The organism is Ralstonia sp. 22086 (assembly GCF_052045975.1).
GTDB lineage: Bacteria > Pseudomonadota > Gammaproteobacteria > Burkholderiales > Burkholderiaceae > Ralstonia > Ralstonia wenshanensis.
The window spans coordinates 1,659,906-1,674,031 of sequence record NZ_JBQEPZ010000001.1; the positions used below are offsets into that span (position 1 = coordinate 1,659,906).

16 protein-coding genes are annotated in these 14,126 nt (G+C 63.6%); 13 read left to right on the forward strand and 3 right to left on the reverse strand.

The genetic code is table 11. The annotated features are described in order from the left end of the window. Nucleotide 1 precedes the first annotated feature (1 nt). The gene (gene pcaD / locus ACTJK6_RS07815; protein ID WP_260804030.1) at nt 2-841 is read left to right on the forward strand and encodes a 3-oxoadipate enol-lactonase; all 840 of its coding nucleotides are present in this window, start codon (nt 2-4) and stop codon (nt 839-841) included. Between the two features lie 318 nt (nt 842-1,159). Then, complete coding sequence (locus ACTJK6_RS07820) at nt 1,160-1,417, forward strand: BTH_I0359 family protein (RefSeq protein ID WP_012760982.1); 258 nt, start codon at nt 1,160-1,162, stop codon at nt 1,415-1,417. 114 nt (nt 1,418-1,531) lie between these two features. Here the strand turns inward: ACTJK6_RS07820 and ACTJK6_RS07825 are convergent, their stop codons facing one another. Next, nucleotides 1,532-1,924, reverse strand: a complete 393-nt coding sequence (locus ACTJK6_RS07825; protein ID WP_232041761.1) for a rhodanese-like domain-containing protein — start codon at nt 1,922-1,924, stop codon at nt 1,532-1,534. 152 nt (nt 1,925-2,076) lie between these two features. Here ACTJK6_RS07825 and ACTJK6_RS07830 point away from each other — a divergent pair, with 152 nt between their 5' ends. The 7 genes from ACTJK6_RS07830 (at nt 2,077) to ACTJK6_RS07860 (ending at nt 8,576) form a co-directional block, all read left to right on the forward strand. Continuing rightward, on the forward strand, nt 2,077-3,117 hold the full coding sequence (locus ACTJK6_RS07830; protein ID WP_232041760.1) for a homocysteine S-methyltransferase family protein: 1,041 nt from the start codon (nt 2,077-2,079) through the stop codon (nt 3,115-3,117). A gap of 1 nt (nt 3,118) precedes the next feature. Further along, a complete protein-coding gene (locus ACTJK6_RS07835; RefSeq protein WP_232041759.1) occupies nt 3,119-3,472 on the forward strand; it encodes a bleomycin resistance protein in 354 nt (117 codons plus the stop codon). Further along, entirely contained in the window at nt 3,469-6,207 is a 2,739-nt protein-coding gene (gene metH / locus ACTJK6_RS07840; protein WP_440838798.1) for a methionine synthase, read from the forward strand. The genes ACTJK6_RS07835 and metH overlap by 4 nt, the downstream gene beginning before the upstream one ends. 241 nt (nt 6,208-6,448) lie before the next feature. Further along, nucleotides 6,449-6,874, forward strand: a complete 426-nt coding sequence (locus tag ACTJK6_RS07845; RefSeq protein ID WP_440838654.1) for a hypothetical protein — start codon at nt 6,449-6,451, stop codon at nt 6,872-6,874. A 311-nt stretch (nt 6,875-7,185) separates the two neighbouring features. Then, entirely contained in the window at nt 7,186-7,818 is a 633-nt protein-coding gene (locus ACTJK6_RS07850) for a response regulator (protein WP_009277190.1), read from the forward strand. Between the two features lie 102 nt (nt 7,819-7,920). Next, on the forward strand, nt 7,921-8,361 hold the full coding sequence (locus ACTJK6_RS07855) for a response regulator (RefSeq protein WP_232041756.1): 441 nt from the start codon (nt 7,921-7,923) through the stop codon (nt 8,359-8,361). A 74-nt stretch (nt 8,362-8,435) separates the two neighbouring features. Further along, nucleotides 8,436-8,576, forward strand: coding sequence for an entericidin A/B family lipoprotein (locus tag ACTJK6_RS07860; RefSeq protein ID WP_232041755.1), 141 nt, complete (start codon nt 8,436-8,438; stop codon nt 8,574-8,576). A gap of 82 nt (nt 8,577-8,658) precedes the next feature. On the opposite strand, the gene ACTJK6_RS07865 is transcribed toward ACTJK6_RS07860, so the two are convergent. Continuing rightward, on the reverse strand, nt 8,659-10,101 hold the full coding sequence (locus ACTJK6_RS07865) for a sensor histidine kinase (RefSeq protein ID WP_232041754.1): 1,443 nt from the start codon (nt 10,099-10,101) through the stop codon (nt 8,659-8,661). Nucleotides 10,102-10,322: 221 nt separating this feature from the next. On the opposite strand from ACTJK6_RS07865, the gene ACTJK6_RS07870 reads away from it, so the two are divergent. The 3 genes from ACTJK6_RS07870 (at nt 10,323) to ACTJK6_RS07880 (ending at nt 11,659) form a co-directional block, all read left to right on the forward strand. Beyond that, complete coding sequence (locus tag ACTJK6_RS07870) at nt 10,323-10,496, forward strand: DUF1328 family protein (RefSeq protein WP_004633727.1); 174 nt, start codon at nt 10,323-10,325, stop codon at nt 10,494-10,496. Nucleotides 10,497-10,637: 141 nt separating this feature from the next. Further along, nucleotides 10,638-11,066, forward strand: a complete 429-nt coding sequence (locus tag ACTJK6_RS07875; protein ID WP_232041753.1) for a DUF883 family protein — start codon at nt 10,638-10,640, stop codon at nt 11,064-11,066. Nucleotides 11,067-11,101: 35 nt separating this feature from the next. Further along, nucleotides 11,102-11,659: a ferritin-like domain-containing protein gene (locus ACTJK6_RS07880; protein ID WP_260804037.1), complete on the forward strand. Its 558-nt coding sequence runs from the start codon at nt 11,102-11,104 to the stop codon at nt 11,657-11,659. A gap of 126 nt (nt 11,660-11,785) precedes the next feature. Here ACTJK6_RS07880 and ACTJK6_RS07885 read toward each other — a convergent pair whose 3' ends face one another. Continuing rightward, on the reverse strand, nt 11,786-12,109 hold the full coding sequence (locus ACTJK6_RS07885) for a DUF1840 domain-containing protein (protein ID WP_232041751.1): 324 nt from the start codon (nt 12,107-12,109) through the stop codon (nt 11,786-11,788). A 177-nt stretch (nt 12,110-12,286) separates the two neighbouring features. Here ACTJK6_RS07885 and argS point away from each other — a divergent pair, with 177 nt between their 5' ends. Beyond that, nucleotides 12,287-14,077, forward strand: a complete 1,791-nt coding sequence (gene argS / locus ACTJK6_RS07890; RefSeq protein ID WP_260804038.1) for an arginine--tRNA ligase — start codon at nt 12,287-12,289, stop codon at nt 14,075-14,077. The last annotated feature ends 49 nt before the right edge of the window (nt 14,078-14,126 follow it).

Genomic DNA, 14,126 nt, shown 5'->3' on the forward strand with positions numbered 1-14,126 from the left:
TATGAACGCCAACGCCCTCTCCAACGCCGGCACGGTGCACGCCAACGGCATCGACATCCACTACCGCACCGACGGCACAGATGGCCCGTGGGTCGTGCTTGCCCACGCGCTGGGCGTGGACCACCAGTTGTGGGACAGCATCGCCCAACGCTTGGCCAGCCGCCATCGCGTGCTGCGCTACGACGCACGCGGCCACGGCAAGACCAGCGCCCCGCACGGCGCCTACACGCTGTTCCAGTTGGCGGACGATGTAGCCGGCCTGCTCGATGCACTGTCGATTGAACAGGCGCATTTCGTTGGCCTGTCGATGGGCGGCATGGTTGGGCAGGTCCTGGGCGTGCGGCACCCACATCGGCTGCTGTCGCTCACGCTATGTGACACCGTTTCCTACACGCCGGTGTCGGCGCATGCCATGTGGGACGAGCGCATCGGCCAGGTCGAAGCGCACGGCATGAGCGGCATAGTCGAAGCCACGATACAGCGCTGGCTGACCACGCCGTTTCGTGAGGCCCATCCCGACGTTGTTGAGCGCATCCGCAGCTTGCTGCGCACCACGCCACCCCACGGCTATGTCGGTACATGCCTGGCCATCAAGGCGCTGGACACACGCAGCTCTCTGGCGCGCATCGCTTGCCCAACATTGGTCATAACAGGCGAGCAGGACACCGGTGCGCCAGTGGAAGCGGCGCGCGAGATCGCCTCGCACATTCCCGACGCCCGTTTGAAAGTGATCTCCGACGCTGCGCACTTGGCCCCTATCGAACAGGAGGAGGCCTTTCTCGCCGATCTGGATGAGTTCTTCGGGCACGCAGGATGCGGGAGCCAATGCGACACGCCATAAGGCTTGCTTGCCTTGCCGATAGTTGCAGGCGCCCCGCACACGGCCCGTCGTCTACCCGCCGAATGGCGGAAGACGGCTTGCTTCTTTCGATGCAGGAACGGAAAGGTCTTGTTACGCGAACACAACGCACGTCACACATTTCGCCTCGCATTCGCGAACTTTGTGACCGATCATGAAGCCCAAGGGGTACATGGAAGAAACGGGCATGAGGCGGGAGTTGATCGGCCCTTGAAGTCATGATGGTGGGCCCCATCTACCCGGTGCAGCAGTAGAGCAGTCCCCACAACAGCAAGACGATTGACGCCTCGGAGGTGCACCATGCAGATGATCTACAACAGCGACAACTACTGTGTTGTTGAGTTCGGTGTAGACGGCCAACACGCCATGCTGGCAGCGGGTGGCTACGAGATCGTCGACAAGAACCTCAAACGTGAAATTTTCCTCGGCGGTGAGTTGGCCGAGCATTTCCGCGAGGATGTGAAAAAGCTGATCGCCAGCGAGCCTACCGTTGAAGAAGTCGACGATTTTCTCGGCAAATTCGACACGGTGATGACGCAGCCGGTGACGATGCACTGAGGTACCGCGCGGGCAAGCCGCCCGCCAGACGGATCGACAAAAAACGCCCGGAGCATGGCGCTGCCGGGCGTTTTTTCGTGTGTGTCGCTCGACTATCGGATCGATAGCGTCTTTCTAGCATTGCTCCCACGGCAGGCCAGCATGACGCCAGCCATTAAGCGTGTTGCGATGGCGCGTGCTGTCCAGATCCCCCTCGAAGCCGTGGCGCACGACATAGACATCACGGAAACCCGCTTCTTCCAGTGCGTGCGCCGCAGCGGCTGAGCGATTGCCGCTGCGGCAGATCAGCACGACGGGGCGCTCCACGCCGTGGCCGGTCAGTTTGCGCACGGTTGGCACGAACTCGGGGTTCACTTCCCAATGCGGGCCGTCGTTCCATGCAACGTGATGGGCGCCGGCTGGATGACCCACGAACAGGTGTTCCATTTCACTGCGGCAGTCGACAAAAAGCGCGGCGGGCGTGCGCTCCAGGAAGGCGTGGGCGTCTGCGGGATCGAGCAATTGCATGGCGGGCGGCAGGGCGGGCAAATGGGCTGACATGGATTATAGGAGCGCGATTGCCCACAACAGCGGCAAGTCATTGATGCGACTGGTAAAATTCACCTTTGGCCGCAAATTCTGAATATTTGACCGGCCGCAGCACCTCGGAGTCCCTCCCCATGACCGCGCCCCTGCCCTACACCCGTGCCGCCAACCTGCCCGCGCTGCTGCGCGAGCGCATCCTGATCCTGGACGGCGCGATGGGCACCATGATCCAGCGCTACAAGCTGACCGAGGCGCAATACCGCGGCGAGCGCTTTGCCAACCACCCGATCGACGTGAAGGGCAACAACGAGCTGCTGCTGCTCACGCGCCCCGACGTCATCCGCGAAATCCACGAGCAATACCTGGCGGCCGGCGCGGACCTGATCGAAACGAACACCTTCGGTGCGACGACCATCGCGCAGGAAGACTACAAGATGGCGGACCTGGCCTACGAGATGAACGTCGTGGCCGCCCGCCTGGCACGTGAAGCCTGCGACAAATACAGCACGCCCGACAAGCCGCGCTTTGTGGCCGGCGCCTTTGGGCCGACGCCCAAGACCGCCAGCATCTCGCCCGACGTGAACGACCCGGGCGCCCGCAACGTCAGCTTCGACCAACTGCGCGACGCGTATTACGAGCAGGGCAAGGCGCTGCTCGAAGGCGGCGCGGACGTGTTCCTGGTCGAAACCATCTTCGACACGCTCAACGCCAAGGCGGCGCTGTTTGCCATCGATCAGCTCTTTGAAGACACCGGCGAGCGCGTGCCCGTGATGATCTCCGGCACGGTGACCGACGCCTCGGGCCGCATTCTCTCGGGCCAGACCGTCGAGGCCTTCTGGAACAGCCTGCGCCACGCCAAGCCGATCACCTTCGGCCTGAACTGCGCGCTGGGTGCTGCGCTGATGCGTCCGTACATTGCCGAGCTGGCGAAGATCTGCGACACGGCCGTCTCGTGCTACCCGAATGCTGGTCTGCCCAACCCGATGAGCGACACAGGCTTCGATGAAACGCCTGACGTCACGTCCAACCTGGTCGACGAATTTGCCTCGGCCGGCCTTGTGAACCTGGTGGGCGGTTGCTGCGGCACGACGCCCGAGCACATCAAGGCGATTGCCGAGCGCGTGGCCAACCGCAAGCCGCGCGCATGGCCGGGCCAGTATCTTGAAGCCGCCTGACATGAACGCACGCATCGACAGCACGATCCCCGTGCTGGCCTCGCTGGACCTGGCGGAGTCAGCCCGCTTCTATACGGAGCGGCTTGGCTTCACGCAGGAGCTGATTGCAGACGACTACCTGATCGTCAGCCGCGATGGCGCCGAAATCCATTTCTGGCTGTGCGACGACCGCCGCATTGCCGAGCACACCTCGTGCTACCTGCGTGTGCCCAGCACGCAGGCCCTGTTTGAAGAATTCACCGCGCGCGGGCTGGAGCTCGCGCCGCCGGCGGTGCGTCCGTGGGGCATGAAAGAGCTCTACGTGATCGACCCGCACGGCAACCTGTTGAAGCTGGGCGAACACGCCCCCGCCTGACCGAACCCCGCACCATCATGACCGACCATCCCATGCGCCTCTCCGGCCTCGAGCCATTCAACATCGGCGAGAGCACGCTCTTCGTCAACGTCGGCGAGCGCACCAACGTCACCGGGTCCAAGGCGTTCGCGCGCATGATCCTGAACAGCCAGTTCGACGAGGCGCTGGCCGTGGCGCGCCAGCAGGTCGAAAACGGCGCGCAGGTCATCGACATCAACATGGACGAGGCGATGCTCGATTCCAAGGCGGCGATGGTGCGCTTCCTGAATCTGATCGCCTCGGAGCCCGACATCGCGCGCGTGCCGATCATGATCGACTCGTCCAAGTGGGAGGTGATCGAGGCGGGCCTGAAGTGCGTACAGGGCAAGGCGATCGTCAATTCGATCTCGCTCAAGGAAGGCGAAGAACAGTTCGCGCACCACGCCAAGCTCATCAAGCGCTACGGTGCGGCCGCCGTGGTGATGGCGTTTGACGAGCAAGGCCAGGCTGACACATTCGAGCGCAAGACCCAGATCTGCAAGCGCAGCTACGACTTCCTGGTGAACCAGGTCGGCTTTGACCCGGAAGACATCATCTTCGACCCGAACATCTTCGCGGTGGCCACCGGCATCGAAGAACACAACAACTACGCCGTGGACTTCATCGAAGCCACGCGCTGGATCAAGCAGAACCTGCCGTACGCGAAGGTGAGCGGCGGCGTGTCGAACGTGTCGTTCTCGTTCCGCGGCAACGACGTGGTGCGCGAGGCGATCCACACCGTGTTTCTGTACTACGCGATTCAAGCGGGCATGGACATGGGCATCGTCAACGCTGGGCAGCTCGGCGTGTACGAGAACCTCGACCCCGAGCTGCGCGACCGCGTGGAAGACGTGGTGCTGAACCGCCGCCCGGATGCGACCGACCGCCTGCTGGAAATCGCAGACCGCTACAAGGGCGGCGGCACCAAGCGCGAAGAGAATCTGGCCTGGCGCCAGGAGCCGGTGGAAAAACGCCTGGCGCACGCGCTCGTGCATGGCATCACCGACTACGTGGTCGAAGACACCGAAGAAGTCCGTCAGAAGATCTTTGCCGCCGGCGGCCGTCCGATCCAGGTGATCGAAGGCCCGCTGATGGACGGCATGAATATCGTGGGCGACCTCTTCGGCGCGGGGAAGATGTTCCTGCCGCAGGTGGTCAAATCCGCCCGCGTGATGAAGCAGGCGGTGGCGCACCTGATTCCGTTCATCGAAGAAGAAAAGCGTCAGATTGCGGCGGCGGGCGGCGACGTGCGCTCGCGCGGCAAGATCGTCATCGCCACGGTCAAGGGCGATGTGCACGACATCGGCAAGAACATCGTCACCGTCGTGCTCCAGTGCAACAACTTCGAGGTCGTGAACATGGGCGTGATGGTCCCGTGCAACGACATCCTGGCAAAGGCGAAGGTGGAAGGCGCGGACATCATCGGGCTGTCGGGCCTGATTACGCCTTCGCTGGAAGAGATGGCCTACGTGGCCTCGGAAATGCAGCGCGACGAGTATTTCCGCATGAAGAAGATCCCGCTGCTGATCGGCGGCGCGACGACGAGCCGCGTGCACACCGCCGTGAAGATCGCCCCGAATTACGAAGGGCCGGTGGTCTACGTGCCGGATGCCTCGCGCTCGGTAAGCGTGGCGTCGAGCCTGCTGTCCGACGAAGGCGCCGCGCGCTACGTCGAAGAGCTGCACGCCGACTACGACCGCATCCGGACCCAGCACGCCAACAAGAAGGCCCAGCCGATGGTGTCGCTGGCCGCCGCGCGCGCCAACAAGACCAAGATCGACTGGAGCCACTACACGCCGCCCAAGCCCAAGTTCATCGGCCGCCGCGTGTTCCGCAACTACGACCTGAACGAACTCGCGCAGTACATCGACTGGGGCCCGTTCTTCCAGACGTGGGACCTGGCCGGCAAATACCCGGACATTCTCAACGACGAGATCGTCGGCGAATCGGCCCGCAAGGTGCTCTCCGACGGCAAGAGCATGCTCGCGCGCCTCATTGCTGGGCGCTGGCTCACGGCCAACGGCGTGATCGCGCTGCTGCCCGCCAACACCGTCAACGACGACGACATCGAGATCTACACCGACGAATCGCGCTCGGAAGTCGCGCTCACCTGGCGCAACATCCGCCAGCAGAGCGAGCGCCCGATCATCGACGGCGTGATGCGCCCGAACCGCTGCCTGGCCGATTTCATCGCGCCCAAGAGCACCGGCATTGCCGACTACATCGGCCTGTTTGCCGTCACCGGCGGCATCGGGGTGGAAAAGCGCGAGAAGCAGTTCGAAGCCGACAACGACGACTACAGCGCGATCATGCTCAAGGCCCTGGCCGATCGCTTTGCCGAGGCGTTTGCAGAATGCCTGCACGCCCGCGTGCGGCGCGACCTGTGGGGCTACGCGCCGGACGAAACGCTCGACAACGACGCGCTGATCCGTGAGGAATACAAGGGCATCCGCCCCGCCCCTGGCTACCCGGCCTGCCCGGAGCACACCGTCAAGCGCGACATGTTCCGCGTGCTCGACGCACAGGAGATCGGCATGAACCTGACCGAAGCGCTGGCGATGACACCCGCCGCATCGGTATCAGGCTTCTATCTGTCGCACCCGGACAGCACGTACTTCACGCTGGGCAAGATCGGCCAGGATCAGGTGGACGACATGATCGCCCGCAGCGGCGAAGATCGCGCGTTTGTGGAGCGCGCCCTCGCGCCGAATCTCTGATTCTGTGACAAGACGTTTAAGACATGGCGCGATCCGCACTGTGTCTTACGCCTGCAAACCCTTGCCGGCATTGGCTTTGTCGACGCTTCAAGAGGGGTGCGCCTTACATTACAAAGGCTTACACCCCCTAACAGTCGTAACCGGAAGGGCTCCATAGACTGAACCCATTCACTCAACACACACAGAGTGATGCCGCGACGAATCCCTCGCGTGGCCGTTCAGAACGAAAGGAGTCTCTTCCATGAACAAGCTGCTGATCTCCCTGTCCGCCATCGCCATCGCTGCTGCTTCGGCTTACGCCAACGCGCAAACCCCGTCGGCCGGCGCATCGCTGCAAACCAACGGCACGGCTGCCGTGGCCCCGGCGCAAGTCAACACGGGTGCAGGCCTGAAGGCCGATGTGAAGTCGGACGGCGGCGCCAAGCTGGACACCGAGTCCGCCAAGAGCCAACTGAACACCAAGGCCGAGCACGGCGCCAAGGCCGCGCACGAGCACAAGGCCAAGACGCAAGCCGGCGTCGACAAGACCGCAGACAAGGTCGGCAAGTCGGTCAGCAAGACGGAAAAGTCGGCAGAAAAATCGGGTAATGCCGCAAAGGCTGACACCGCCGCCGGCCTGAGCGCCGACGCTGGCGCGAACGCTACGGCGACTACCCAGACCAAGTAACACGTCACTACACAGGAAAGCCGGGCATCGCCCGACGCATCCTGGCGACGCCGGGGCGGAACTCTTCCGCCCCGTTTTCTTTGGGCGCACGGGATCAGGCACGCGGATTGCTCACTGGCAGGCACTGATATGTTGCGATTCATGCACATTCCTGAGGGTTTTTTATGGAAACGCTGACAACTCCACCCGACCGCGCCAATAAGAGGGGCCCCGTTTCGGCGCAACAGTCCGATACAATTGCTGTCGTATCGAACCAACAAGCGCAGCGCGCAGAGCCGGGGAGCCCGCCCAGCGCGCTCATAAGGAGCAGCATGATTCGCGTCCTGATTGCGGACGACCACGAGATCGTCCGTGCCGGCCTTCGGCAGTTCCTGTCCGAAGAGCGGGACATCGAAGTCGCGGGGGAAGCGGCCAGCGGGGAAGAGGTGATGGAGCAACTCCGCACCGGCGCCTTCGACGTCGTGGTGCTCGACATTTCCATGCCCGATCGCAACGGCATCGACACCCTCAAGCTGGCGCGCCAGCGCCACCCTGATCTACCGGTGCTGATCCTGTCGACCTTCCCGGAAGACCAGTACGCCATCAACCTGATTCGCGCGGGCGCATCGGGCTACCTGACCAAGGAAAGCGCGCCGGATGAGCTGGTGAAGGCCATTCGCACCGTGTCGCAAGGTCGTCGCTATGTCAGCCCGACGGTGGCCGAGCTGCTGATTGGCGGTCTGGAAAAGCCGACCGATCAACCCCTGCACCAGACACTTTCCAAGCGCGAATTCCAGATCTTCTGCAAGCTGGCGCGTGGGCAATCGGTGTCGATCATCGCGGAAGAGTTGTTCCTGAGCGTCAAGACGGTGAGCACCTACCGCACGCGGATTCTGGAAAAGATGGGCATGAAATCCAATGCCGATCTGACGTATTACGCCATCAAAAACGGCTTGGTCGAGTAGCACCCGGTTGGGCGCCAAACCGCCTCGGCGCGCCGCAAACCCAACTGGCATGTAGGACAACGCCTGATACCACCTCGGCAACCCGCTGGCTAACATCAACCCATGCTGGATCAAGCCGTCACCCTCTCCACCCGTGGCCTGCGCGTCCTCCTGATCGAGGACTCCCCGGTGCTTCGCGGCATGGTGCTGGAATACCTCAAGGCCTCCGCCTTCGTGGCAACGGTCGAGTGGGCAGACACCGAAGACTTGGCGCTGGGCCTTCTCGGGCAGGGCCACTATGACGTCGTGATCGTTGACCTGCAATTGCGGCAGGGCAATGGCTTCAAGGTCCTCCAAACGCTGCGCGATCAAGCGTCGCCCAGTGTACGTATCGTCTACACCAACCACGCGCAAGTGCCGACCTATCGGCAGCGGTGCTTTGAAGCCGGCGCCAACTATTTCTTCGACAAATCGCTCGAACTCGACAAGGTGTTCGAAGTGATCGAAGAGCGTGCCGGTGTCGGCCGCCCCCGCCAGCAGCCCGCGCAGCATTTTCATCCCTGAGATTCTTCGTGCCCGCCGCGTCGGCTGTCGTGGCGCGCGCTCAACGCCATTTCTCACCCCCCAAGGAGCGTTCGATGAAGACCTTGTGTGCCGCACTTGCACTGACGTGTGTGTTCCTGGCCGGCTGCAACACCATGGCCGGTGCCGGCAAGGACATCCAGACCGGTGGTCAGAAACTCGAGAACTCGGCCGACAACGCCAAGCAAAAGATGTAACGCCGTCTGCTACACCGGCATCAAAAACAAAAAGCCCCGTGATGGGGCTTTTTGTTTGGGCGTTTGCATCGCGCTGGGCGTATTACACCGTCGCGCCACCGTGGCCCGGCGCGGGCGCAATACCGCCAGTCAGCGCCTGCATGCCAGACGGTTCGTTGGCTGCCCCTCGGTCGAACACGGCATCGGTGGGGGGCAGTTCAACGATGATCGTCACACCACCGCCTGGCATTGAATCGATGACGAGCGTGCCGCCCAGCGCAATGGCGCGCTGCTCCATCCCCAGCAAGCCGTGATGGCCGACCATGCGGCGCCGCTCGATGTCGGCGGGAAAGCCACGGCCGTTGTCGCGCACGCGCAAGCGCACGCCCTCGTCGTCCACGTCGAGCGCCACCGACACCGTGGTCGCATGCGCGTATTTCGACGCGTTGGTGAGCGATTCCTGCACGATGCGATACAGCGCGATGGCCGCATCGTCGGTCAGCTTGGGCATGTCGTCGGGCAGGCTCACCTCCGTATGCCAGCCGTTGCGCGTGCCGACGTCCTCCGTCAATTGCGAGAGCGCCTCTACCAGACCCAAGTTCAGGAGAATCGTCGGGCGCAGGTCTTCGATCAGGCGGCGCTTGATCTGGATGCCCTGATCCACATGGGCCATCACACGCGTGATCTTTTCGCTCACCGCGGGCTCGCTGGCGTGAATGCGTGAGCGCAGCCAGTGCAGGTCCATCTTGGTGGCGGTGAGGATGGCGCCCAGTTCGTCGTGCAGCTCGCGGGCGAGCCGCGTCTTCTCGTCTTCCGTTACGCGCTGCAAGTGCGCGGCCAGATCGGACAGTTGCCGTGTGCGCTCGCGCACCATGCGGTCGAGTTTCTGGCTTTCCTCTTCAGCCATGTCGCGCTCGCGCTCCGTCAGGGCGAGGCGCTTGGCGTGCTGCAAGCCCAGCACTACCAGCAGGATGATGTTGACCGCCGTGATGAGCGCAATGCCGTAACGCGACAGCGCCAGATCGCGCTCGGCGTGCTCAAGGCTGCGGGCCACGGTGGCAATTTCGCGCTGGCGGAGCCGGTCCAGACCCTGCCGCACCGCTTCCATCGAGGCCTTGCCGAAATCGGTGCGCACGAGATCGAGCGCCACTTCAAGGTCACGCTTGCCGTAGATCAGCGTGAGTTCCATCTCGGTGAGCTTGCGGCTGACCTGGAGCGCTGTCTCCGAGAACAGCTTGAGCGCATCCGGATCGTTGGCGTAGTGATCACGGATTTCTGCCATCAACGCATGAATATGCGGAATGGCCTTGTTGTACGGATCGAGGTATTCGTCCTTGCCCGTGAGCAGGAAACCGCGCTGCCCAGCCTCGGCGTTCACCAGCTCGGCAAGCAGTTCGTTGATGGCGGTTTCAGCCTGCTGCGACTGAATCACCTGCCGATAGCCCTGGCTCAGGCGGATGTTGCCCGTCTCTGAGGCAATCAGCACCCCGAGCGTCAGCAGAATGCCGCCGGCGAGCAGCAGAGTGGAGCGCAAGGATGACCGCATGGCATGCAGACCCATAGGAAACGCGTCAAACCGCCCGACGCGGCGCGCGTTGCGTTTGTGTTTTTTTGGCAATTCGGATGATACCGCGTGGGCGCCCCGGGCGACACTTCGGGCGCACCCCGGTCAGGCACGCGATGTGCGTGGGAGTACGCCACAGGGCGCCGGCCTCACGCGATGTGCCGCTGCCCTGCATCCCATCCATCCGAATCGGAGACGACAACATGCTGAAATGGGCACTCATCTTCGCCATCATTTCCCTGGTGGCCGGCGTGCTGGGCTTTACCGGCATTGCCGCAGGCGCGGCGAGTATCGCCAAGGTCCTGTTCTTCATCTTCGTGGTGCTGTTCGTGCTGTTTCTGGTGTTGGGCGTCACGGTCTTCAAGGCCGTCGATTAGCGCAGACAGCCCAGGCGCAGGCGCGGCCCGTGTCTTGCTAAGCCATTGACATGCGGCCCGCTTTCGCAAGCGCCGAAATTGCACCCGAACCAACCGCGCCGCCGGTGTGTCTCCCGCGGCGCCACGATGAGGAGCTTTACCATGTCACTCTTTGCCAGCCAACGCGTCCGCAGCCGAATCGATGACGTCAATGATCGGGCCCACCGCGCCATGAACAGCGCCAGCGACGCCGTGGACCACGCCCGGTACGCCGCTCGCCCCGCCGTGGAAGACGTGCAAAGCCTGCTGCGCTCCCTTGAAAATGCCATCCATACACTGACCGACGAAGGCAGTGCCGAGGCCAGCCGGGCCCGCCGGACGCTGCATGCGCGCGCGGACCAACTGCGCCAGGCCGCCAACGACCGGGCCCATCAAGCCCGCGAACGCATGGACTGGGCACTCGATCGCACCGAAGAAACCATTACTGCGGCGCCGTTCAAGTCAGTGGGTGTCGCCGTGGCGATTGGCGCGGCGATCGGGCTGGTCGTGGCGCTGGCCGGCGGCAGCAGCCGGCGCGACGCCAACGAATAAACCCACCTCGCCAATCACCCCGCAGGAGCAAACCCATGAGCCGGACCAACGTCGCCGCCCCCTCGGAAAGCGGCTTCCTCACCGACATCAAGACCTTGCGCGAACGTGCCCGCAAGCACATCGAGGAAGGCGCGGTGACCGAAGACTACAAAGCCGATCGGGAAACCGTGCTGCGGCTGCTGAACGAGGCGCTGGCCACGGAACTGATCTGCGTGCTGCGCTACCGGCGCCACCACTTCATGGCCAAGGGCATCAATGCAGAACCGATCGCCGCAGAATTTCTCGTGCACGCCAACGAGGAACAGGCGCACGCCGACAGCATCGCCACGCGCATCGTGCAACTGGGCGGCGAGCCCAACTTCAATCCGGAAGGCCTGTCCACGCGAAGCCATTCTGAATACGTGGAAGCCGATGGCCTGGTCGACATGATCAAGGAAAACCTGGTGGCCGAGCGGATCGCGATCGACAGTTACCTGGAGATGATCCGCTACATCGGGGACCGAGACCCCACCACGCGGCGCGTGCTGGAACAGATTCTGGCCGTTGAGGAAGAACACGCGGACGAACTGTCCGACATGCTTCACGACCAATAACGCGAATGCAGTAAGACGAGATACCGGCCAACGCGCCAGCCCCCTCCCCCGCTCCCGGCCCGCTGTGGCCGGATGCCCGGACCGCCCCGTTTGGCGGCCGGGCATTTTTTTGGCCTGCGCCGAAGCTCAGACGCCCCAGAGCACGCTGGACTTCTCGACCAGCGATTCTTCCAGCATGTGAAGCAACGGATAGGCGCGCTGGCCGAGGTGCGGCGGCTCTTCTTCGCCGTTTTCGTCCAGGTCCGTCGCCGACAGTTCGGCCACCTTGATATGTGCCTGGTGCGTGTCATCCTTGATGGCGCGCTTGAGGCGATCGATGGCGTGGGGCATTTCTTCGGGCGTGATGACACCGCGCTCGCCCAGCGTCTTGCCGATCACGCCGAGCAGCACCATGGCGAGATCCTTCTGCATCGAGAATTTTTGCGAAGCGTGCGAAGTAAAGGTGATCATGATTTCTTGTTTCCCTTGGTTGGGTGGGGGAGCCGCAGATTGCCATGACTGGGGGCGGATACCTCTGAGACCGCGGCTCACCTGATAAAATTTCGTACTTTTCCCCGAACAACGCAACTGGCGGCGCCGGAACTGGATTTCAATCCATTTCAGCACTGTCGGCGTCATGGTTTCTTTATGCTGCCCTCCCACAAACAGACGATCGCCCAATTGTTGTCCGACGCCGTCGGCTCCCTGCTGCCCGAGGGCCAAGCCCGACCGGAGATCGTCCTGGAGCGCCCCAAGCAGGCCGCGCATGGCGACATCGCCTGCAACGTCGCGCTGCAGCTCGCCAAGCCGCTGGGCACCAACCCGCGCGAGTTGGCCGGCAAGATCGCCGATGCCATCCGCGCCGATGCCCGCGGCCAGCGCCTGGTCTCGGCCGTGGAAATCGCCGGCCCCGGCTTCATCAACCTGCGCCTCTCGGCCGCTGCGCGTGCCGACGTGATTGCCGCCGTGTTTGCCGAAGGCGACCGCTATGGCGCCGCCAACACGCATGACGGCGCGCCCGTGCTGGTGGAGTTCGTCTCGGCCAACCCGACCGGCCCGCTGCACGTCGGCCACGGCCGCCAGGCCGCGCTGGGCGATGCGCTGGCGAGCCTGCTCGACTGGCAGGGCCACAAGGTCCACCGCGAGTTCTATTACAACGACGCCGGCGTGCAGATCCACAACCTGGCCGTCTCCGTCCAGGCACGCGCACGCGGCTACAAGCCCGGCGACGCCAACTGGCCCGAGGCCGCCTACAACGGCGACTACATTGCCGACATCGCCGCGGATTACCTCGCCGGTAAGACCGTACGCGCCTCCGATGGCGAACCCGTGACGGGCGAGCGCGATGTGGAGAACATCGAAGCCATCCGCCGCTTTGCCGTCACGTATCTGCGCAACGAGCAGGACATCGACCTGCAAGCGTTCGGCGTGAAGTTCGACCGTTACTACCTGGAATCGTCGCTCTACACCGAGGGCAAGGTACAGCAGACGGTGGACGCACTCGTCGCTGCCGGCAAGACGTACGAGCAGGAGGGCGCGCTGTGGCTGCGCACGACCGACGACGGCGACGACAAGGACCGCGTCATGCGCAAGTCCGACGGCGCCTACACGTACTTCGTGCCCGACGTTGCGTACCACACGACCAAGTGGGGCCGCGGCTTCACGCAGGTCATCAACGTCCAGGGCAGCGACCACCACGGCACGATCGCCCGCGTGCGCGCCGGCCTGCAGGGCCTGAACATCGGCATCCCGAAGGGCTATCCGGACTACGTCCTGCACAAGATGGTCACGGTGATGAAGGACGGCGCCGAGGTCAAGATTTCCAAGCGCGCCGGCTCGTACGTGACCGTGCGCGACCTGATCGAATGGTCCAACGGTGACGCTGAATCGGAAGCCGGCGTCGACACCATCCGCGCCTGCGTGGACGCCGGTGAGCCGAACTGGCCCGCGCGCTTCACGCGTGGCCGCGACGCCGTGCGCTTCTTCCTGCTGTCGCGCAAGGCCGATACCGAATTCGTCTTCGACGTGGACCTCGCGCTCAAGCAGAGCGATGAGAACCCGGTGTACTACGTGCAATACGCCCACGCGCGCATCTGCTCGGTGTTCGAACGCGCCGGCGTTGATCCTGCCTCGCTCACCAACGCTGATCTGGCTGCGGTGACGGGGCCGGACGTCAGCCCGCAGGCGACAGCCCTGGTGCAACGCCTGGCCGCATTCCCCGACATGTTGGCCGACGCCGCACGTGAGCTGGCCCCGCACGCCGTAGCCTTCTACCTGCGCGACCTGGCAGGCGATTTCCACGCGTTCTACAACGCCGATCGCGTGCTGGTCGATGACGAGGCCGTCAAGCGTGCCCGTCTGGCGCTCTTGGCCGCCACGCGTCAGGTGCTGCGCAACGGGTTGGCGGTGATCGGCGTGTCCGCGCCGCAAAAGATGTAAACGCGCACGATTTGGCATCACACGGCGCTCTTATAATCGGGCGCTTCTA